Origin of the sequence: Paenibacillus doosanensis (assembly GCF_025060755.1) — a bacterium.
GTDB classification, from domain to species: domain Bacteria; phylum Bacillota; class Bacilli; order Paenibacillales; family NBRC-103111; genus Paenibacillus_S; species Paenibacillus_S doosanensis.
Genome location: NZ_JANYUY010000035.1, coordinates 60,140 through 79,772 on the forward strand (window position 1 = coordinate 60,140; position 19,633 = coordinate 79,772).

Here is a 19,633-nt window from a genome sequence, read left to right on the forward strand (position 1 = left end):
ACCTCTCATTTGCGGCTAAACGGATTACTTTTTACCTTCGCTCTTCGAGTCGTAACGTTTTTGCCATTCGTTAAGAATGCCGTCGCGTTCTTTGGCCATCGAATTCAAGTCGTTTTTAATCAACTGTTTCACCGGATCTTTCTCGTAGCCTTCAGGAATTTGGTTGCTGTCGCTCTTTACGCTGAGAATCGCATAGTTTTTGTTATACTCCTTCATGGCATCTTCGCTGATCGCCCAATCGAGGAATTCCTTGGCAATCGGCTTGAGCGCCTTCTTCTTAATGAGTCCGTTGGCTTCCACATCCCAGCCGGAGCCTTCTTTAGGGAAGACGACTTGAACGGGAGCCCCGCCTTTCTTCTCGGTAATACCGCGATAGCCGAAAGAAATCCCGATCGGGTATTCGCCGGTGCCCGCCATCTTGGAAGGTTTGGAGCCGGATTGCGTATACATGCCGATATTGTCGTGCAGCTTGTCCATAAACGTCCAGGCTTTGTCTTTACCCATTAATTGCACCAGCGCGCTGACGGTCAGGAAGCCTGTGCCCGAGGCGGCCGGATTCGGCATCGTAATTAACCCTTTATACTCCGGCTTCACCAGATCCTCATATGATTGCGGGATAGGCAGATTGCGTTTTTCCATCTCCTTGGTATTTACGACGAATGCCGTCTCCCAAGCATCGATACCGACCCAAGCCGGCGGATTCGCCGTATCTTTAAACTCTGGAACGACGCGTTCCACCCCTTTTGGCGCATAAGGCTCCAGCATACTGTTTTGATTCAGCACAAGCAGACTGGTTGCAGCCGTACCCCAGACGACATCGGCCTGCGGATTGTCTTTCTCGGCCAGTAATTTGGCGGTAATTACGCCGGTGGAGTCGCGAACGATATTGATTTTAAGATCGGAGTGGGCTTTCTTGAACGTTTCCAAATACGATTTGATTTGGTCATCCTCCAGCGCCGTATAAATCGTCAGTTCTTTATTATTGACTGCCGCTTGTCCTGCGTCCGCCTCTCCCGGTTTGCCCGATGTTGTGGTTTTGTTGGTGCCGCATCCCACAAGAAGCGATGCCAATAATGTTACTGCAACAGAAAACTTAACTACTTTTTTCATGGACGATATCTCCCTTTTCTTGGCTTAATGTCATTTTCTTTTCAACTTAACTGTACTCCAGTTTTGTTAACGGAGCGTCATTTCTATGTAAACAAATGATTAATTTTGTTGATTGTTCTGTATAATTGTTGTTATTTGTTGTATTTATTTTACGTAAACTCACATGCTTATCCATGAAAAAAACCATACAGTGTAAGCACCGTATGGTTGCGACCTATCGCGATCTATGCAGCTTTTTATCCGGGACTGATATTGAAATCGGAGGACAAAGGCGAACGCTTACGCTTTTCCAGATTCAAATGGCCCCTACGCTCTTTTTTCACCACGCTTTTAAAGCTTCACCGGCTTTTTGAGGCGAATCGATTCATAGGCGGCCAGCGCAATTACCGTTGAACGGTACCCGTCCTCCCCGGTAATCGAAACAGGTCTTCCTTCTTGTAAGCAGGTAATAAAATCGTCAATCAGCAGTTCATCTTTATTATCGCCCCAATAGCTCCACTCCGCATAACCGCCCGCTTCACTGTATATTTCGTTGATTTGGGCAAAATAATCGATCGAGATCACACCGTCGGTTCCGACGATTTCCATCGTCAAATCCCGTTTATACGGAAATGCGCGGGTTCGCGACCAGCTCGCATCGAGGGCGGCAATCACTCCGTTGGCGAATTTAACGTGGACCATTCCTGCATCGTCGATATCGACGCCATGGAACAAGCTACCTGCTTCCGCATATACTTCTACCGCCTTGGAACGAAGCATCCAGTTCAATAAATCCATGACATGCACTGTATGGTCGATAATCGAACCGCCTCCCGACAACGCCCGGTCGTTGAACCAACCGCCTATCATTTCCCCTTTATTCGTAGCTTTAACAGCCGCTACCCGGCCGATCTCTCCCCGTTCGATAGCTTGTTTTGCCTCAATCACCATGGGAATATAACGGTTGGGAAACGATGTCATGAGCTGCACGCCGTTTTCCTTGCACGCTTCGATCATCCTGCGCATTTCCTCCACGGAAATACCTAAAGGCTTTTCGCATAATACATGCTTTTTTTGTTTCGCCGCCTCTATCGTCAGCTCTGCGTGCCTGGAGTTTTCGGAGCTAATAATGACCGCATCGGCGTCGCTTGCCAGCAGCTCGCGATAATCCGCATAGTAAGGCAGACCGTACTGCCGAATAAACGGCTCTACCCGCTCCTTGTTTTCGTCGGCGATGCCGATCAGCTCTATGTCATTGCGCTGCATCAATGCCTGCAAGTAGCTGACGGCATGCAGGTGAGCAAAGCTGATCATTCCTATCCTCAAACTACGCATTGTCCCCGCCCCCTCTCCGGCCGCCGCTGCTCGCGCTTGAAGCATCAGCGGGTACGCACGATACCGGCTCTACCGGCAGTCCGGTACGTATGGATTGAGAGGCCGCCCATGCCAAATTCATCGTTTCAAGCGCATCCTCCGCAGCCGTCACCGGCTCCCTGCCTTCCTTAATGCAGTCCAGCAAATGAAGAAGATCGGCATATTCCGGATTGCGGAACGATGGGCTGAATCCGCGATGTCCCGGATGTACCTCCGCCTCCGCATATTTATACAGATGCAGTGCGTCCGTTTTGCGGCTATCGTAACGGATCACGCCTCCCGAACCGGCATATTCGGCGGCTGAGGCGTAATCTCCGGGATAGCCCCAATACGCTTCCAGATTCGCAATCGCTCCGTTCCGAAACTTGATAGTCGCCAGGATATAGTCGAGCCGTTCCGAGGCCGTCCGCATGGCATATACCGATGCCGCTTCTCCGGCAATCCAGCGGAGAATATCGATATCCTGCAGAGCCAGCCGATACAATGCGCCTCCCGCCCGCTCCTCGCCCTGATCCTCCCGCAGTCCGCCTGTCCAACGAATCCCGCTTGCCCATGCCGCCTCGGTTAAGCCCGGCTCGAACGCATGAGAACGGCAGGCATGCCGCCGCTGTTCTTGATCTTCCGGTATCAACGTCAACGGGCAATAGCGCTTCACGTTGATCACCCCGAGGCTGCCGATGGTCCCGGCTGCGATTCGCTTCCGCAGATCCGTATTGTGATGAGCAAATCGCCCCGGATTTGTGAATAACAATCGGCTTCGGGACGTCCGGGCCGCGAGCATCTCCTGAAGCTCCTCCGGCCGGAAAGCTGCCGGCATTTCGGTTATTACATGATAGCCCGTCTCCAGCGCATGAAGTATGTTCCGTCGTCGGCTATCCGAAGCGCCCGTAAAGACAAGTACGGAGCCCGGCGGCAACGATTCAATCAGCGCTTCAAACGCTGAGAAAACGCGGCATCCGCATTGCTCCGCCAGCTCCGCGGCCGCTTCGCCGTTCTCGCCGCAGATGCCGGCGACTCTGGCTTGCCCCGTTGCCGACAGATGCTGCGCATACCGCTTCCCGGTTGCGCCGGCTCCGATCATCGCTATGTTGATCATAATCCGCCTCCTAAGCTTCAGTTTGTGCAGACCCGGCTCCGGCCGGTCATAACGACACGGCTTGCCCGGTTTCCGCCGAAGCGTAAATCGCCTCCAGTATTTCCTGTACGACCAGCGCCTGCTCCGGTTTGACGACCGGCTCGCCGCCGCTGAGGATCGCTTCGATCCACAGCCGCGCCTCCAGTTCCGCCGGACTTTCTTCATGGGTTTGATAGAACGGAATTCCCTTCGGCTGAAGATGAATTTGCGTCGTATACAGTCTTCCGTATTTCTCGCCGTTGATCGTCAATCCGTCCCACATATCGGCGCCGGCTTGGGTTCCGCATAAGGTGACCTTCGCCGTTCCTTCGCGGACGATGTTTAACGCCCAGCTGGCCTCCAGAGTCACGGTAGCGCCGTTCTCCATCGTAATCATCGCCAGCGCGGAGTCTTCAACGGTGAATTGTGCGGGGTCCCACGATCCGTAAGGGTTAGCCGCATTCGCCTGTTTGCCGAGCTGATGAAACGCGCTGCCCAGCACCGTTCGGGGCTTATAGTTGTCCATCAGCCATAGCGCCAGGTCCAATGCATGGGTGCCGATATCGATCAGCGGTCCGCCGCCCTGCGTCTCCTTATCGAGGAACGCGCCCCATGTCGGGACGCCCCGGCGGCGCAGCGCATGGGCTTGGGCCATATAAATATGCCCCAAATCGCCGCTGCGGCACATCTGATACAAATATTGCGAATCGGGACGATAGCGGTTGTTATAGCTGATCGTCAGCTTCTTGCCCGAGCGTTTGGCCGCCTCGACCATTCGCTTCGCATCGGCCGTTGTTCTGGCCATCGGCTTCTCGCACATGACGTGCTTGCCTGCCTCCAACGCCGCTATCGCGATCTCCGCATGCGAATCGTTGGCGGTACAAACGTGAACGACGTCAACCGTGCGATCCTCGAGCAGACGGCGGTAATCCGTATATACTTTGGCATCGGCCGCCCCGAACGTGCGAGCGGCCTGACAGGCCTTATCCTCCGTTCGGTTGGCGAAGGCGGCCAGACGGACTTGTGGCAATTTGGCCAGACTCGGCATATGCTTCGCAGTTGCAATCCCTCCGCAGCCGATAATGCCGACTCGCAGCTCTTCTCCCATGGCATGAAACCTCCTCTGTGACGGTGCTCTTGGATAAACCGCCTGAGCCGGCGGCTGAATTTACGGCAAATCGACGGGCTTCCCGAGCCGGGACGATTCGTAAGCGGCCAGCGCAACGACAGCCGAATTCATTCCGTCGTCGCCGGTGATCGGCACCGGCCGCCCTGTCAAAATGCAGCCGACGAAATCGGCGACGATCAGCTCGCTCAAATTATCGCTCCAATCGCTCCACGCCGCGCTGCCTGCGGAATTGCTGTATACTTCATTGATCATATTGCGAACGTCGACGGCAATCGTTCCCCCGGTCCCGATAAATTCCAAAGTCAAATCCCTTTTCATCGGAAACGCCTTCACCCGCGACCAGCTCGTATCCAGCACCCCGACAACGCCGTTTGCGTATTTGAAATGAATCATGCCCATATCGTCAATCGGAATATCGTGGAACAACGTACCCGATTCCGCATAAACCTGAACGACCCTTGAACGCAATATCCAATTTAAAATGTCGATGACATGGACCGAGTGGTCGAGCATCGCCCCGCCTCCGGACAGACGGCGATCCGTAAACCAGTCCCGTCTAGGCAAACCGCCCTTGTTGGTGCACTTGACGGCCAGCACTTTGCCGATCCCTCCGCTGTCGATCACTTCCTTCGCTTGAACGACAGCCTGGGAATACCGGTTCGTAAACGCCGTCATCAGCTGCACTCCGTTTTCTTTGCACGCCTCCACCATAGCCTGCATGTCTTCCTTGGAAACGCCCAACGGCTTTTCGCAAAACACATGCTTCCTGGCTTTGGCTGCGGCCAGCGTCAGAGGGGCATGGCGTATATTTTCCGAGCAAATAAAAACGGCTTCGATGTCCGTCCGCAGCAATTCCCTGTAGTCTTCAAAATAGGGGTACCTCCGATCGAACGGCTCTGCGTACGCTTTGTTCTCATCCGAGATGCCCGCTATTTCCGCATGCGGATTGCGTTCCAGCGCTTTCAAAAACGATTCCCCATGCGTATGGGCGAGTCCGATCATCCCGACCTTCAGCTTGTTCATATCCGCTCGCCTCCATTCAGATGGACCGGCATTCCGGTTTCCAGCGATATGCACGCTGCCTCCGCAATGTTCATCGCCGTCACAATATCCTCCGTTGCGACAATCGGCGGCAAGTTCTCTGCGATGCAGCGCAATACGTCAGCCAGCTGCTCGTCATACGGGCTGCGCACCGATGGACTATCGGTCTCGATCGAGTCTCCTGCTTCGTTCCGCCGCTTCACTTCAATGCTGGCCGTGTTGTTGCTGTCGTAACGGATAACGCCTTCGGAACCTGCCAGCTCTATTCTGTAACGGTAACGCTCCGCATCGCCCCAATATTCCGCTATATTGGCGATCGCCCCGCTTGCAAACCGCAGCGTCACGAGCGCATAATCCACGCCCGGAGCGCGCGGGTTCAGAGCGTAGACCGTATTGATCTCTCCCAGCATCCATCGCAGCAGGAATATGTCCTTGGGCAGCCATCGGCTGATGACTCCGTCCCGAATCGCGCCGGCATCGGCATGGCGATCCCCCGCTTCCGCCGGATAAGGAGCGGAGCGCTGAATATGAACGACTCCCGGGGCTCCGATAGCTCCTTTGTCCAATTTGCTTTTCATATCCCGGAAATACGGCGCGAATCTCTCGGCCTGGCCTGCCAAAAAACATACGCCCTTGGCTTCGGCGGCTTGAAACGCCGGCTTCAGCCAATCCGCATCGACGGCAGGCGGCGCTTCGCAGAAAACATGCTTTCCCCGTTCGATGGACTTCAGCACGTATTCCTGTTGCATATGCGGCGGCATACACACGCATACGATATCCGGGGCCGCGAGCTCCATCATCTCCTCATAAGTCCGGAATACGGGGGAGCCGGCCGCTTCCGCCAGCCGAATCGCCTCTCCGTCCGTCACGCCGCATAATCCCGCCCAACAAGCAGTATCGCGCAGTTTGCTCAAGCTTCGCGCATAGGACAGTCCAATCTGCCCATCGCCTATTAAAGCCGCTTTCATCCCATCCGCTCCCCTTCGTTGAAATAAACGGCTTTGCCGGTCTCCGCGGATTCATACACCGCCTCCAATATTTGCGACACGACCAAAGCTTGCTCCGGTTTGACGGCGGGTTCCCGATCGGACAAAATACTGTCGATCCACAGCTTCATCTCCAATTCGATCGCCTTGCTGCGAACCTGGCTGAAGGGCGTGCCCGCGCCGTCCAGATGAATATGCTGATCGTACAGCCTGCCTTCGCTTTCCCCGTTGATCCATAGACCGTCCCACATATCGGCTCCGCCCTTGCTGCCGCATAACGTCACCTTAGCCGCACCCTCCTGCCGTATATTTAACGCCCAGCTCGATTCCAGCATGACCGTCGCTCCGTTCTCCATCACGATCATGCCGAAGGCGGAATCCTCCACCGTAAAGAGGCTGGGGTCCCATCCACCGCTCCTTGCCGTTTCCTCCATTTGCGACAGCCGGTGATAAGCCGTTCCGACAACCATCCGCGGCTTGTAATTATCCATCAGCCATAAAGTCAAATCAAGCGCATGCGTGCCGATGTCGATCAGCGGTCCGCCGCCCTGCTTTTCTTTATCCAGAAACACGCCCCGCGCCGGAACCCCCCGGCGGCGAACCGCATGCGCCTTGGCAAAATAAATGTCCCCCAAGCTGCCGTTGCGGCAAATTGTAAATAGCTGCTGGCTGTCGGCCCGAAACCGGTTATTGTAGCCGATCGTCAGCTTTTTCCCCGTTTGCCGGGCAACCTCCAGCATTTGCGCCGCCTCCGCGGCCGTCCTGGCCATCGGCTTCTCGCACATGACATGCTTGCCTGCGCGCAGAGCGGCGATCGAAAGCTCGGCATGACTGTCATTGCTTGTGCATACATGCACGACGTCGATGGACGGATCGGCGAGCAGCTCCCTGTAATCCGTGTAGACGGCGCTGCCGGGCGCTCCGTATTGATCGGCCGCTTTTTGTGCGCTGCCTTGGAACACATCGCAAAATGCGGCCAGCTCGGCGGTTGTGATTTTGGACAATGCGGGCAAATGCTTGTTGACGGCAATCCCGCCGCAGCCGATTATCCCCAGCTTTAATGTTTTGGACATAAGCTCAACATCCTCACTTTCCATTTTTCTTATAACGCTCGTATGCCGCGCCGTAGATGTCCAGCAGCTTGTCGACGCCCATCTTTTTGATGGAGCTTACGTACTGGTCCCAGTTGTTCAGCGATACCGCGCCGGTAACAAATTTGATCTGCTGCTCCTGAACGTACGTAATGATGTCGTTGTTCAGCGAGTTCAGCTGATCCTGCTCATCCTTCGTAAACAGGAAATTAGGCCAAATCTCCTTCGGAATATACGGACCCAGCAGTTTGGCCGACTCCAGGGACGACGGGAAGGTGTTGCCCGTCTTGTCGTATTTCATCTGGACGAATTGCGGAATGTTCCCGCCGGGCCACGGAGAAAATTGTCCGGCCGCCTGATCTAGCGACATCTGCGGGTTGGCGCGTATATTTTCCTTATATTGGATGTCTCCGTCAGGCAATTTCTCGTAAGTCACTCCTTCAATACCCATCCGCAAAAACTTGACGCCTTCTTCCCCGTAAAAATAATCTACCCACCGCATCGTCGCCTCCGGGTATTTATTTTTATTGGTTATGGCAAAGGTGCCCTGGTTCTGGGTCATCGGCACAACCGTGGAGACCAACTGGTCGCCGTAAGGTCCCTTCAGCGCGGGAAGCGGAACGAAGTCGTCCATATATTTGGAGCCCGCCTGATTGACGTTGCTGGCCGAGAAAGAGCCTGCGACCCCTTGCGTCAATTTGGCGCTGAACTGCGGCACCTCTTGGGTGAATACGTCCTTATCGATCAGCCCTTCCTTGTACAGCTTGTTCAAATATTCCAGCAGCTCCTTATATTTAGGATCGGTTGCGAAAAAGCGCACCTTCCCGTCCGGACCTTTATCCACGAACGACTTCCCGATGCTGCCGGTCGTCCCCATTCCCCATGAGCCTCTTATGTTCGTCAAAATATCGAACTGGTTGTCCCCTGTCCATGGAAGCTCGTCTTTCTTGCCGTTGTTGTTCAAATCGTTATCCCTGAACGCTTTAAGCACGTTGTAGAACTCTTCCGTCGTGGTCGGTACGGACATGCCCAACTGATCGAGCCATTTTTTATTAATCCAAATTTTTCTCGACAATCGCGGCGCCAGTTGGTCATTCAACTGCGGCAAAGTATAGATGTTGCCGTCGGGTGCGGTAATGCTCTGCTTCACATCCGGATATTTTTCAAAAATCGCCTTCAGGTTCGGCGCATAGTTGTCGATCAGATCGTTGAGAGGAATGAGGATGCCCTGCGAGCCGTAGTTGACTTCATCCGCCGGCGTGAACTGAGCGCGGTAAAAGGCGTCGGGCAGATCTCCACCGGCGATCTTCACATTTCTTTTTTCCACATAACCGTTTTGCGGTACCGCCTCAAACTCTACCTTGATGTTGGTCATTTTCTCATATTCCTTAAACACCAGCATATCGTTCCATTCGGCATGCAGCGGTCCTTTGGCGCCCATCATTTTAATGGTGATCGGAGCGTTAACGACAGGAAACCCGGCGGCGTTGATCGGAGGCTGCGACGGCGGCCCGTCTTGGGATGCCGATTCCTTGGCGTCGCTGCAGCCCGCTAAAGCGCCTGCCGACATAGCGGCAACCGAAAGCAGTGCTGCCCATGTATTCCATTTCATTGCGAATCCCTCCCGGCTTGTTTAGTAATAGGCGTTAACCTTTGATCGCCCCGATCATCATGCCCTTTTCAAAATACTTTTGCAAAAAAGGGTACATGATTAAGACAGGCAGGCTCGATACGATAATAATCGCATATTTCAAACCCTCGGCTATCATCATCTGCTGAACCATCGATTCGGAATCGCCGGACAGCATCTGCTCCATCTGGTTTTGAATCAGCAGTTCCCGCAATATGAGCTGCAGCGGGTATCTCGCCCGGTCGGACAAATAGATCAGCGCATTAAAAAACGAATTCCAGTGCCCGACCGCATAGTATAGGATCAACACCGCAATGACGGGCTTGGACAACGGCAGCACAATATTCCATAGGATACGAAGGTTTGAGGCTCCGTCCATAAAAGCGGATTCCTGAAGCTCGATCGGGATTGAATTGTGAAAAAAGGTGCGCATAATAATCAAATTAAAGACCGATACCGCATTCGGCAGCACCATGACCCAGAATGTGTTCACAATACCTAAGCTCTTCACGACCAAATACGTAGGAATAATCCCTCCGCTAAAAAACATCGTAAAGGTGAACAGCGCCATGAGCACGTTGCGGCCGACAAAATCTTTACGCGCCAGCGGGTAAGCGCCGGCTACCGTCAAAACGATATTGATGAACGTGCCGGCCAGCGTGTATAGGATCGTATTCCGGTACCCGATGAGGATGTCCCCATTTTGAAATACGCGGTGGTACGCTTCAAACGACAAAGCTTTGGGCCACAGCCATACTTTCCCTTGCAGCACCAGCATCGGATCGCTAATGGAAGCGCTGATGACGAAAATAAGCGGATACAGCACCGCGACCAGAATGACCGATAGTACGGCCAGATTAACGGCGTTAAACAGGCGGTCTCCCCAGCCTTCCCTTGCTCCCAAATCCATGCGTCGCCGCACCTCCTTTTACCATAAGCTGGTTTGGCTCACCCTTTTGGAGATGCCGTTCACGATGAGCAGCATCGCAAAATTAACCGCCGAGTTGAACAAGCCGATCGCCGCTGTGAAGCTGTATTGCGCTCCGACCAGGCCGTTTTTGTACACATAGGTAGAAATTACCTCGGAGGTTTCCAGGTTCAAATTGTTCTGCATCAAGTAGACCTTCTCAAACCCGACGCTCATGACATGTCCGAAATTCAATATTAGCAAAATGGTAGCCGTGGGCATGAGGCATGGAATCGTAATATGGATCATCCGTTTCAGCCTGCCTGCTCCGTCCATGACCGCCGCTTCATAAAGCTGCGGGTCGATTCCGGCCAATGCGGCCAAGTAAATAATCGAGGCCCATCCGGTGTTTTGCCAAACATCGGAAAGTACATAAATCGTTTTGAACCATCCTTCTTCCGTCATAAAATAAATCGGTTCTCCGCCAAAAGCGGCGATAATGAGATTGATCATTCCGTTTTTCGGCGACAAGAAGGTCAAAATCAACCCGACAAGCACGACGGTGGACAAAAAATGCGGCGCATATGTAACCGTTTGCAAAATCCTTCTGAACCGGCGGTTTCTTATTTCGTTAATAAGCAGCGCCAAAATAATCGGAACCGGAAACGTTACGGCGAGCTGATACAAGCTGAGCCCGAGCGTGTTGCGGATTAGCCGCCAAGCGTAATAAGAATCGAAAAATCGCGCAAAATGCTTGAAGCCCACCCATGGGCTGCCGGCAATGCCTTTCGTGGCGATAAAATCTTTGAAGGCAATTTGCACCCCGTACATAGGAATGTAGTGAAATACGATGAAGTACAGCACGACCGGAAAAACAAGCATATATAAATCCCAGTTTCTATGCATCGCTTTGAGCCATGGAGTCTTCGTCATCAATGCTTCCTCCCCCTCCCTTCATCCAATCATCGCAAATGCGGCTCAGGGCATCGTCCGCCGGCAGCATGTCCCGATGAGATTGACTATAGTTCAGCGGACACGCTTTAGTCTATCTGCAATCCGTGTCAAGCATCGGCATGTCATTACAAGCGGCCCGCGCCGCATCCGGGCGGGGCATCGGCATTTCTGCACTTTCCTATGCAATTTGTTACAGATGGAAGGTTTTCCGGTACTGGATAGGAGTAATCCCTTCCTGTTTTTTGAATTTTCGGATAAAATTAGTTTCATCCACGTAACCCACGCGCTCGACAATATGCCGGACGGTCAGCTCGCTGTGGGCCAGCCATTTTTTGGCTTCCTCCATCCGCAGCCTATCGATATGCTGTTTCAGCGTTTCCCCGGTCTGATCTTTCACATAACGGGATACATAAGAAGGCGATAGGTTGAACCGGCCGGCAATCGATTCCTGCGACAGGCTGTTGTCGTTATAATTTTCTTGGATATATGCAATGATTTTATCGCTTAAAATGAAATTTTTGCTTTCCTTGTGCTGAGAAATATGCTCGCATATTTGCCGGCAAGCTTGGCTCAATATTCGTCTTGCCATCTCCAGCGTTTCGAAATCCTGAACGAGAATCGTTTCCAGATGCTCGCGCAAGTATTCGCTTATTTTGTAATTCAGCTCGTCCATCATGCCGATCATTTTATGAACGATGCCGGAGCAGACATACTTGGCGGATTCGAGCGATAAGGAACGACCGGAAATTTCGTCAAAAATGCGGGAAACAAGCGCTTGAGCTTCCTCCGCTTTGCCTGCTTTCAGCGCTTTTATAAGCTGCTCCTCCAGCTCCCATGGATAATAATCGCTGTAAGGGCTTTCAAAATCGATGTCGTCATAATAAATCACCTGATCGCTGCCTTTAATAAACCGGTAGGCTATCGCCTTATTCGCTTGTTCGTAAGAACGGGCCAGCATAGACAGATCATGGACGATCCCCCCGATCCCTACCGTCAGCGAAAATTTATAATTTTGTTTGTAAAAACGTTTAATGTTTTCCGCAAGCTCCGTCAGCATCGCCCGTTCTCCGTCCGCCGCGCAATAATTTAACACAAGCACGACGCCGCGATCGTCGATCAAGTCGACCCCGTACCCGATTCCCGCTTCCAGGGATAACTCTTCGGCAATATTGATAATGCTGAACTTAAACAGATTTTGCAAGGAAAGGCTGTTCTCCGAGCGGAAGCGCTGAAAATCGTCAATTCCGAACAGGAGCACGACAAACGCCGGGTGTTCGAAAACGAGTCCCGAGATGCTCAGCATCTCCGGCATATGGTGCCGGACATCCTGTTTGCCTTTCAGCAGCGAGATCAATATGCGTTCTTTCATCAGCTCGCTTTTGTTCCCAAGCTGCTTCAGCAGCCCTTCCTTTTCCGAAATCACCTTGTCGAACGCCTGGGACAAATAGGCGATCTCATCCATGTTGTCCGCCATTTCCTTCACCGCCTTGCGGTCGGCGATTCGTTGAACGATGGCACGCAAGGAACGGTAATTTTTGCTCGCCAACAAAAAGGAAGCCAGCATCCCGATCACAAATAACGACAATACCGTATAGTTAAAAACCCTTCTGCCGGCAAGCACTTTACCCAAAAAATTTTCCGTAGGAATGGCCGCGACATAAGTCCACATATTGTAATCGGAGGTAAGCCGGATGATCGAATAATCGCCGTAACGGCTGCGCAGCTGGTTCACTTGTCCTTGCAGCGATTCGGCGCCTATGGCGGCAAACAGCTGTTCGGCCGTCGTCTGCCCTTGTGTACTGAAGCCCGCGGATACAAGCGGTTCATTATTTTTATCCATTATGTACATATATCCCGAATGCTTGTTTACAACGTTATCCAGTATGGCCCTCATTTTGGATTCCTCGATAAGAAACATGACGGCCCCGTAAGGCTTGCCTTGATTGATCGGCAAAGGGCATATGTAGGTCACCAGCTTTTTGGAATCGACGCCGTTGATTTTGACCGTTTCCGCCGGCCTCATCACCGGCATCGTCAGCGTATCCAGCAGCTCGAAAAACTGCTTTTCGCTCCATGTCTCATATTGGTAAAAATGACCGAAAAACGAGGCATAGTTAAAAACACCGCTGGCAGCGTACAAGTTCCCCGTATCCCGCGACGTATAAATCAAAGCGATATCGTAAATCAAAGAATTGCTGGACCGGTATTTGCCCAGCTCCTTGATGGCCTTATAGGACGAGTAACCTTCTTCGGACACTTTAAAGGGGGTGAGGTCGGGATTGGAGGAGATTTGCAGCGATATTTTTTCCATTTCCCTGATGCGGGTATCGGTAATGTCGCGAATTTGCGCCAGGCTGCTTACCGTCGAAGCTTCCACTTCATTCTGCAGCGTCGTAATAAAGTTGCCGTACACCACCGTACCGACAATAAACAAGATGGCCACCAGCAATATGACATAAGACAAAAAATATTTGTAAAACCGGATGGAACGTTTTCTGCTTGGGTAGGTGAATGAAAGCAGTTTCATAAAGTTGTTCACCGCCATTTCGAGTTCTACGTAACTACATTCGACGAAGCGGCGGGAAATCCTGTATCGGATGACGGGGGAGTGAAGGAAAAGAGGGCTTGCGCCCTCCGATGGAAGTTTCGTTCTCTATTTGGTTTCATGTTCTGGACAGGTTCACGGGGAGGACAATAACGGAGAGATCTGCTTTTCCCCGCTTGGTGACTTATGGATCTCAAAGCCGTCAAACAAGCTGCCGGTAGCGGTATGCGCTTCGTATTTCATTACGCCTCCGTCCACTCGGATGATCTGGTACAGCTGAGTGTTCGCTAGGGAGTGATCCACTTGAGCTCCGTTATCTGTCCAATTTTTATCGGAAAGCTCTTTCATATGAGTACCGGCAAAAGAGACGACAAATACGGTGCCGCTCCCTGCGCTCTGACCGTTTGTTCCCGGCGTAAGATTGTCGATATGGCCGCGGGCGTAGCTGTGATCATGGCCTTGAAGCACTAAATCCACATTGTATTTTTCGATAAGCGGGAGCAGCTTTTCACGGACTTCGGCGTTGTCCCGGTCCGGAGAGTTGGCGAAGATCGGATGATGGAACGTCAGGACCGTCCATTGATTCGGGTTGTTGGCCAGCACCTGTTCGAGCCATGCCGCCTGCGTGTCCAATTTCACAAACTTCGTATTCGTATTGAGCGAGATGATGCGCATGCCTTGATAGTCGGTATAATAGACGGTTTCCTCTAAGCCTGCGGGACCGTTCTCCGGCAGGGCGAACTGCGGACGCCAATACGGCGAGAGACCTTTTTTCGCGCCTGGTTCGATCCTCTCGTATTCATGGTTGCCGGGAGTCGCAATACTGGGAACCATACCGTTTATCCAGCCGCCGGCTTTAAACCATTCGCCCCACTGCTCATCCGCATCCCCCCGATCGACCAAGTCGCCGGCATGGATAATGAATTTCGCCTCGGGGTGATCGGAATAAGCCCGGCGGATGACGCGGGAACCGTGCTCAAGAATATCGTGTTGAATATCTCCGATGTAGAGGAAAGAGAACGGCTCAGCCTTGTCGGAAGCTGTGGAGAACTCGAACCATTCGCTCCAGTTCACGCCATCCCCCACACGGTAAACGTATTTGGTGTTCGGGATGAGATGCTCGAAGCGGACCGTATGGAATTTGGCCGTATAGGGCTGATTTCCCTGTACTTCACTGCTGCTGACGGCCATAATCGTTACCGCCTTGTCCTTGAAAGCGGTACTGTCCTCGGCTACGGCAATTTGCGCTTGGGGCGCGGTGATGCTCACATCCGTACGCCATGTGACGGCTTGAGTGGTAGCAGGATCGCCATTCCAGTTCAGAATAATCCGATCCGGGATAGGCGCGGGCTTGTACATATCGGCTTCCGAAGTCTTGGCCGCAAGCGGTTCGGCCAGCGAGACATTCATGCAAGGTACTGCGGCAACCAGCAGGCTCATGAAAAGAATCGTGCGGGCTTTAGAGCTTCGCATTCGCTTTTTTACTGCCATTGTGTTCATTTACCTCCATGACGAATTTGAAAGCGTGATCATTTCATGCCGGAATTGAATCCAAATACCCTCTATCTCGATCATTTTATAGCATATTTTCATTGGAATAGTAGGGGGATCATTGCTTAAACATAGGCTTATCCCGTTCACATGGGGGTGTTCCCTCTCCCTGCCATGCTCGAGTCCGAAACGGCCGACGACGACTTCCTCCTCTTGATCATCCAGAATATCCATTTTTTACATATTTTGTTTTTTTTGATTTTCAGCTGTACTTCATCTACGACATCGTCAGCTTCCGTGCCGAGAATATCGATGAGCGTAATCTCATTAACACTAACTTTTTATCTGTGTGAGTTTTGGAAGTGGTATACACAATGGTTATTGCTTGGGAATACCGATCTATGGTAATGTTTTTTTATCGGGTACAAGATCGGAGGGGGGAACAAGTTTTCGTTGGAAATCACGTCTGTTGAATAACCACAAAATGGTAGAAAAAAAGCCGTCAACCCGGTAAACTGTTTGTACCCCTACAAACAAACCGAAAGGTGACGACTCCATGAAAAAGTCTACCACGATCCTGTCTATTCTTCAATCGATATTGACGCCGGAAGAAGTCGAATCCATCGTCAACCGATCAGGGTACGCAGATAAAGCTCGTAAATTTACAGTGTATCAATTGTTGCAATATTGGTGCACAGCAGCCTATGAAGAATGGCCCAGCCACCGTGCTGGTTCTGATCGCGCTTCCCTCAGTGGCCTGGTGGAAGTTCATTATTCACGATTTTCAAGTAAAGCGGCTGAAGTTCCGTTTGCCGTATTTAAGGAGATTTTTCATTTGCTCGTCCGGAAGTATAATCGAGAAATCCGGCGAAAGTTGGCTTTCCCGAAGGAACTGCTACTCATTGATTCGACCACAGTGACCGTAGGCAAAACCCGCTTGCCATGGGCTACGTGACATCACCTGTCAACTGGGCACTCCGCAATGTCGTTTGAAAAAGCGCCATCGCGTCGTCATTTTTTAGGACTTCGAAGGCCGTGAAATCCGAGTCGTGACCGATTTAATGCATGTGACGGCGGAGCAAATTGCACAGATATATAAAGCTCGCTGGCGGATTGAGGTCTTTTTTCGCTGGATCAAACAGCATATGAACCTAACTACCCTATTTGGCACAACCGAAAATGCGGTATATGGCCAATTGTTTAGCGCTCTCATGGTCTATGTCCTGCTCAAATGGTCATTCGATGCACTTTCCTTAAAAATGCCCCGCCATGCCAGGCTTTCATTTGTTCAATTTTCACGCTTATTTGGTCTATGTAAGTTACCGATTGAGTGGGTGGTGCGACTGAATCGCCTGCTTCAGTATACCTCTGGCAGGATGACTTGTATTACAATTTCTGGTTAATCAACAGGTCTGGTTGGAAATAAAACTATGATCGCAATAGCTTTAGTATTATTAATTATTGCAGGTTGCCAAGAAAACAAATCAGAACCAGTATCTGTGGTTTCAAGCCAGATCGTGGACGAAGGAAAGGAATCACTCAAAACATATATGCAAGAAAACTTCAGTGGAACTTCATGGTTCGAATTCATTACTGATTACGAACTACGAACTGCTACTGACGGTAAGTTTAATGGGACCGTGAAGACGACTATGTTTCCAAAAGAGGACAATAAGCCTGTAGCCAGAAACCCACTGACAGCCATACTGGGTTGGGATAAATCATCAGGCAAAGCTATCATTGAGGATCGAGAAGGGTTGATATTGGCGAGTAAATGATTAGGGGAGGAGAATTTTGATGCCAGTCTACAAAGATAACCTCGATAAAGTAAGCCAGAAGTTTAAAGAACATACAGTAAGCAGACACACGGAATTAGATGACGTATTTTTCATCTCAGGTAAAGTTGCTTATCATTTTTCTAATAGTCGACGGGTAGATCTAACGAATGAATTTAGGGATCAAGGTGATGATAAGTTGCGGGCGTATTTAAAAAATACATTAAATTCTCCGTATATAAAGATTGAATTAAAACCAGACCATGCTGCCTACCTGCATGGTAAATATAAAAAAAGAAAAAGCCCTCTTTCCTTCGCGGATTAAGGGCTTCAATATTAATACATAAAAAGGAAATTTCCACTTTCTTGTCGAATATTCATTGCGTCACCAAAACAACATTCGGCAAGAAAGGAGAACAATACGTGAAAGGTACTAAAAAATCCAATTTAGTCGCAATGACAGATTCTGTTAACAAGCCTCCTGTCACAGCGCCGCCGCAAATGTCACAAGAACGCTCCGCTGAAAAACCTACAGTCACTGCACCGCCGATTAAGAGATGATTATTTTATCTAGGATGTCCATATCGGGACATCCTTCTTCTCTATAATTAGCATCAGATTCATTATACGCATCAAGGTCATAAATAAACACGTTGACCCCAGAATCAATATCTGTAAAGACGCTACTGATTGGCACATTATATTGCTGCACTATTTTTGTACAATGTTCAACATAAATCAGTTTGAATCCTCTTTTCTGTTCGAATGGTCTCGATACTTTTTCTATGCAGCCTATAATGTCGGGTATTTTTGAACCCAGCTTGGCTATACCAACAACTTGGGTTTCGTGATTAAGAAAAACTTCCTCCCATACAGAGGGGGAATTGGATAACTTAGCTTTATTTATTGAAATCCTTATCTTGTTTACAGCCCATGACTGCGCTGTGTATAGCCATTTGGCATAAATGATACTAAGAATAAAACTCACGATAACGCTAATAACTAAAAACTCCATAAGAAACGATACATTTATGGCTGCACTCTTTAGGTCGTCCAATGTTCTAATTGACCAGTGACAAAGCTTCATAATTTCTAATGAGGTAAAAGCCACTGGAAACCAAGCTAAAGCTGATAAGGCCCCAAACTCTATTGTTGAATGCTTTACAACTGGATTGATACCCATTGTCTGAACCCAAAAATACATCATGAACCCAGGTAACACAAACATGATCGTACTAACTAAGTTTTCCATTTCAAACCCCCTACCTACATTTTATTCACCAATCATTAAAATTGGCAATAACTAAATGAGGTTCTCCCTACTCTTCTGCTTGGTCAGAAGCCTTCCGTAACTCATTCGCCAGCCAGTGCAAATAATCCTTTTGTCCTTGATCAACCGTTGCTTCCCAAGATGGATCGATCCACGTATTAATGATCGTCAGAGCTACACCTGCATCAAGTGCCGCTTGTTGTTTAACTGCCATACCTACCATCCGCTGACTATCATTAAAAATGAAGTATATACAGGTAGGCTTCAGTGGGGGAAAAAAGAACAAAAGAAATCTGTGGAGCCGGGCAAGCGCCGGGATACGGGGACTCGGCCCAAGGAGGAATGGATCGATGTCGATGGAAAACATGAGGCGTTGATCGATGATGACCTATTTCGAAGGGCTCAGGATATTCTAAAGAGAAAGTACCATGTGCCTTATCAATTAGAGAACGGTATCTCTAATCCGCTGGCAGGACTTATAAAATGTGGATATCGCGGATCGTCCATGATTATGCGGCCTTATACTCATCAACCGGCCCATCTCAAATGCCATAATCAGTTTTGTGTTAATAAGTCAACCCGCTTTACGTTTGTAGAAGATAGACTCGTTGACAGTCTGGAACAGTGGATTTCGGAATACACGTTACTATGGGAACAAAAGAATTCTTCCCTTACCCCAATGTGTCGTTGGAAGCTAAGCGTTCATCCCTCAAATCGTTGGAGCGAGAACTTGTCGAACTGGAGAAGCAAAAAGGAAGTTTACATGACTTTCTTGAACGGGGTGTTTATACTGTAGAGGTTTACTTGGAGAGGTCACAGCTCCTCGCCCATCGACACAATGCTGTGAAAGAAGCAATCGAGACTATGAAGCATGAGCTCAGAAATGACGAAGATAGAGAAAATGCCTTGGTCAATCTTATCCCGAAGGTGCAATCCGTTCTAGAGTTGTATCGTAAAACGGATGATCCGGCATCCAAGAACAAGCCACTTAGGGACTGTAAAATAGTTTGTGTAAACTCTCAAACCTAAATCTATTACAATAGAACCCATAAGGGTTGAGAGGAGAACACATCATGAAATTACTACCAAAAGATCAACTCCGCCAATTCATCAAAGAGAATAATTTGAAGACTGTCGAAGATGTCCAGAAAACGCTAAAAGATCTTTTTGCGGAGACTCTCCAAGAAATGCTGGAAGCAGAATTGGAAACTGATCTTGGCTACGCCAAGCATGACGT

20 protein-coding genes and 3 pseudogenes are annotated in these 19,633 nt (G+C 50.3%); 8 read left to right on the forward strand and 15 right to left on the reverse strand.

What is annotated here, in order from left to right; translation table 11 throughout:
* Positions 1-24: 24 nt before the first annotated feature.
* From N0M98_RS22155 to N0M98_RS22215, 13 genes and pseudogenes are all read right to left on the reverse strand, one after another.
* On the reverse strand, positions 25-1,110 hold the full coding sequence (locus N0M98_RS22155) for a putative 2-aminoethylphosphonate ABC transporter substrate-binding protein (RefSeq protein WP_259619179.1): 1,086 nt from the start codon (positions 1,108-1,110) through the stop codon (positions 25-27).
* A 330-nt stretch (positions 1,111-1,440) separates the two neighbouring features.
* Positions 1,441-2,424 carry a Gfo/Idh/MocA family protein gene (locus N0M98_RS22160; protein WP_259619180.1) on the reverse strand — a complete coding sequence of 328 codons (984 nt, stop codon included), beginning with the start codon at positions 2,422-2,424 and terminating at the stop codon, positions 1,441-1,443.
* On the reverse strand, positions 2,417-3,559 hold the full coding sequence (locus N0M98_RS22165) for a Gfo/Idh/MocA family protein (protein ID WP_259619181.1): 1,143 nt from the start codon (positions 3,557-3,559) through the stop codon (positions 2,417-2,419). Before N0M98_RS22165 ends, N0M98_RS22160 begins: the two co-directional genes overlap by 8 nt.
* A 46-nt stretch (positions 3,560-3,605) precedes the next feature.
* Positions 3,606-4,685 carry a Gfo/Idh/MocA family protein gene (locus N0M98_RS22170; protein WP_259619182.1) on the reverse strand — a complete coding sequence of 360 codons (1,080 nt, stop codon included), beginning with the start codon at positions 4,683-4,685 and terminating at the stop codon, positions 3,606-3,608.
* A gap of 60 nt (positions 4,686-4,745) precedes the next feature.
* Positions 4,746-5,729, reverse strand: a complete 984-nt coding sequence (locus tag N0M98_RS22175; RefSeq protein WP_259619183.1) for a Gfo/Idh/MocA family protein — start codon at positions 5,727-5,729, stop codon at positions 4,746-4,748.
* Positions 5,726-6,715 (reverse strand): Gfo/Idh/MocA family protein, encoded by a 990-nt coding sequence (locus N0M98_RS22180; RefSeq protein ID WP_259619184.1) that lies wholly within the window; start codon positions 6,713-6,715, stop codon positions 5,726-5,728. Before N0M98_RS22180 ends, N0M98_RS22175 begins: the two co-directional genes overlap by 4 nt.
* Positions 6,712-7,806: a Gfo/Idh/MocA family protein gene (locus N0M98_RS22185; RefSeq protein ID WP_259619185.1), complete on the reverse strand. Its 1,095-nt coding sequence runs from the start codon at positions 7,804-7,806 to the stop codon at positions 6,712-6,714. The genes N0M98_RS22180 and N0M98_RS22185 overlap by 4 nt, the downstream gene beginning before the upstream one ends.
* Positions 7,807-7,819: 13 nt before the next feature.
* Positions 7,820-9,436, reverse strand: a complete 1,617-nt coding sequence (locus N0M98_RS22190) for an extracellular solute-binding protein (RefSeq protein ID WP_259619186.1) — start codon at positions 9,434-9,436, stop codon at positions 7,820-7,822.
* A 34-nt stretch (positions 9,437-9,470) separates the two neighbouring features.
* Positions 9,471-10,364, reverse strand: a complete 894-nt coding sequence (locus N0M98_RS22195; protein ID WP_259619187.1) for a carbohydrate ABC transporter permease — start codon at positions 10,362-10,364, stop codon at positions 9,471-9,473.
* Between the two features lie 18 nt (positions 10,365-10,382).
* Entirely contained in the window at positions 10,383-11,294 is a 912-nt protein-coding gene (locus tag N0M98_RS22200; protein ID WP_249864614.1) for an ABC transporter permease, read from the reverse strand.
* Between the two features lie 211 nt (positions 11,295-11,505).
* Entirely contained in the window at positions 11,506-13,842 is a 2,337-nt protein-coding gene (locus N0M98_RS22205; protein WP_259619188.1) for a helix-turn-helix domain-containing protein, read from the reverse strand.
* 153 nt (positions 13,843-13,995) lie between these two features.
* Positions 13,996-15,351 (reverse strand): purple acid phosphatase family protein, encoded by a 1,356-nt coding sequence (locus N0M98_RS22210; protein WP_259619189.1) that lies wholly within the window; start codon positions 15,349-15,351, stop codon positions 13,996-13,998.
* Between the two features lie 165 nt (positions 15,352-15,516).
* A pseudogene (locus N0M98_RS22215) lies at positions 15,517-15,680 on the reverse strand (RNA polymerase subunit sigma-70); the annotation flags it as partial.
* Positions 15,681-15,907: 227 nt separating this feature from the next.
* Here N0M98_RS22215 and N0M98_RS22220 point away from each other — a divergent pair.
* The 5 genes from N0M98_RS22220 (at position 15,908) to N0M98_RS22240 (ending at position 17,687) form a co-directional block, all read left to right on the forward strand.
* A complete protein-coding gene (locus tag N0M98_RS22220; protein ID WP_259619190.1) occupies positions 15,908-16,306 on the forward strand; it encodes a hypothetical protein in 399 nt (132 codons plus the stop codon).
* 94 nt (positions 16,307-16,400) lie between these two features.
* Entirely contained in the window at positions 16,401-16,754 is a 354-nt protein-coding gene (locus tag N0M98_RS22225) for a transposase (protein ID WP_259619191.1), read from the forward strand.
* Positions 16,755-16,781: 27 nt separating this feature from the next.
* The gene (locus tag N0M98_RS22230) at positions 16,782-17,129 is read left to right on the forward strand and encodes a hypothetical protein (RefSeq protein WP_259619192.1); all 348 of its coding nucleotides are present in this window, start codon (positions 16,782-16,784) and stop codon (positions 17,127-17,129) included.
* Positions 17,130-17,148: 19 nt separating this feature from the next.
* A complete protein-coding gene (locus N0M98_RS22235) occupies positions 17,149-17,451 on the forward strand; it encodes a hypothetical protein (protein WP_259619193.1) in 303 nt (100 codons plus the stop codon).
* 98 nt (positions 17,452-17,549) lie between these two features.
* A complete protein-coding gene (locus N0M98_RS22240; RefSeq protein ID WP_259619194.1) occupies positions 17,550-17,687 on the forward strand; it encodes a hypothetical protein in 138 nt (45 codons plus the stop codon).
* Here the strand turns inward: N0M98_RS22240 and N0M98_RS22245 are convergent.
* Both N0M98_RS22245 and N0M98_RS22250 read right to left on the reverse strand, forming a co-directional pair.
* A complete protein-coding gene (locus N0M98_RS22245; RefSeq protein ID WP_259619195.1) occupies positions 17,677-18,378 on the reverse strand; it encodes a hypothetical protein in 702 nt (233 codons plus the stop codon). The genes N0M98_RS22240 and N0M98_RS22245 overlap by 11 nt on opposite strands.
* Positions 18,379-18,445: 67 nt before the next feature.
* Entirely contained in the window at positions 18,446-18,610 is a 165-nt protein-coding gene (locus N0M98_RS22250; RefSeq protein ID WP_259619196.1) for a hypothetical protein, read from the reverse strand.
* Here N0M98_RS22250 and N0M98_RS33930 point away from each other — a divergent pair.
* From N0M98_RS33930 to N0M98_RS22260, 3 genes and pseudogenes are all read left to right on the forward strand, one after another.
* Positions 18,596-18,805: pseudogene (locus tag N0M98_RS33930) on the forward strand (recombinase family protein); the annotation flags it as partial. The gene N0M98_RS22250 and the pseudogene N0M98_RS33930 sit on opposite strands and share 15 nt — an antisense overlap.
* A gap of 239 nt (positions 18,806-19,044) precedes the next feature.
* Positions 19,045-19,425, forward strand: coding sequence for a hypothetical protein (locus tag N0M98_RS22255; RefSeq protein ID WP_259619197.1), 381 nt, complete (start codon positions 19,045-19,047; stop codon positions 19,423-19,425).
* Positions 19,426-19,469: 44 nt separating this feature from the next.
* Positions 19,470-19,633, forward strand: a pseudogene (locus tag N0M98_RS22260) (IS256 family transposase); the annotation flags it as partial.

Excerpts from the sequence above, each read along its gene's own strand:
- N0M98_RS22180 (WP_259619184.1), bottom strand. The coding sequence starts at position 6,715 with ATGAAAGCGGCTTTAATAGGCGATGGGCAGATTGGACTGTCCTATGCG.
- N0M98_RS22210 (WP_259619189.1), bottom strand. The coding sequence starts at position 15,351 with ATGGCAGTAAAAAAGCGAATGCGAAGCTCTAAAGCCCGCACGATTCTT.
- N0M98_RS22170 (WP_259619182.1), bottom strand. The coding sequence starts at position 4,685 with ATGGGAGAAGAGCTGCGAGTCGGCATTATCGGCTGCGGAGGGATTGCA.
- N0M98_RS22235 (WP_259619193.1), top strand. The coding sequence starts at position 17,149 with ATGCCAGTCTACAAAGATAACCTCGATAAAGTAAGCCAGAAGTTTAAA.
- N0M98_RS22220 (WP_259619190.1), top strand. The coding sequence starts at position 15,908 with ATGAAAAAGTCTACCACGATCCTGTCTATTCTTCAATCGATATTGACG.
- N0M98_RS22200 (WP_249864614.1), bottom strand. The coding sequence starts at position 11,294 with ATGACGAAGACTCCATGGCTCAAAGCGATGCATAGAAACTGGGATTTA.
- N0M98_RS22175 (WP_259619183.1), bottom strand. The coding sequence starts at position 5,729 with ATGAACAAGCTGAAGGTCGGGATGATCGGACTCGCCCATACGCATGGG.
- N0M98_RS22195 (WP_259619187.1), bottom strand. The coding sequence starts at position 10,364 with ATGGATTTGGGAGCAAGGGAAGGCTGGGGAGACCGCCTGTTTAACGCC.
- N0M98_RS22205 (WP_259619188.1), bottom strand. The coding sequence starts at position 13,842 with ATGAAACTGCTTTCATTCACCTACCCAAGCAGAAAACGTTCCATCCGG.
- N0M98_RS22155 (WP_259619179.1), bottom strand. The coding sequence starts at position 1,110 with ATGAAAAAAGTAGTTAAGTTTTCTGTTGCAGTAACATTATTGGCATCG.
- N0M98_RS22165 (WP_259619181.1), bottom strand. The coding sequence starts at position 3,559 with ATGATCAACATAGCGATGATCGGAGCCGGCGCAACCGGGAAGCGGTAT.
- N0M98_RS22160 (WP_259619180.1), bottom strand. The coding sequence starts at position 2,424 with ATGCGTAGTTTGAGGATAGGAATGATCAGCTTTGCTCACCTGCATGCC.
- N0M98_RS22230 (WP_259619192.1), top strand. The coding sequence starts at position 16,782 with ATGATCGCAATAGCTTTAGTATTATTAATTATTGCAGGTTGCCAAGAA.
- N0M98_RS22245 (WP_259619195.1), bottom strand. The coding sequence starts at position 18,378 with ATGGAAAACTTAGTTAGTACGATCATGTTTGTGTTACCTGGGTTCATG.
- N0M98_RS22190 (WP_259619186.1), bottom strand. The coding sequence starts at position 9,436 with ATGAAATGGAATACATGGGCAGCACTGCTTTCGGTTGCCGCTATGTCG.
- N0M98_RS22250 (WP_259619196.1), bottom strand. The coding sequence starts at position 18,610 with ATGGCAGTTAAACAACAAGCGGCACTTGATGCAGGTGTAGCTCTGACG.
- N0M98_RS22185 (WP_259619185.1), bottom strand. The coding sequence starts at position 7,806 with ATGTCCAAAACATTAAAGCTGGGGATAATCGGCTGCGGCGGGATTGCC.
- N0M98_RS22255 (WP_259619197.1), top strand. The coding sequence starts at position 19,045 with ATGGGAACAAAAGAATTCTTCCCTTACCCCAATGTGTCGTTGGAAGCT.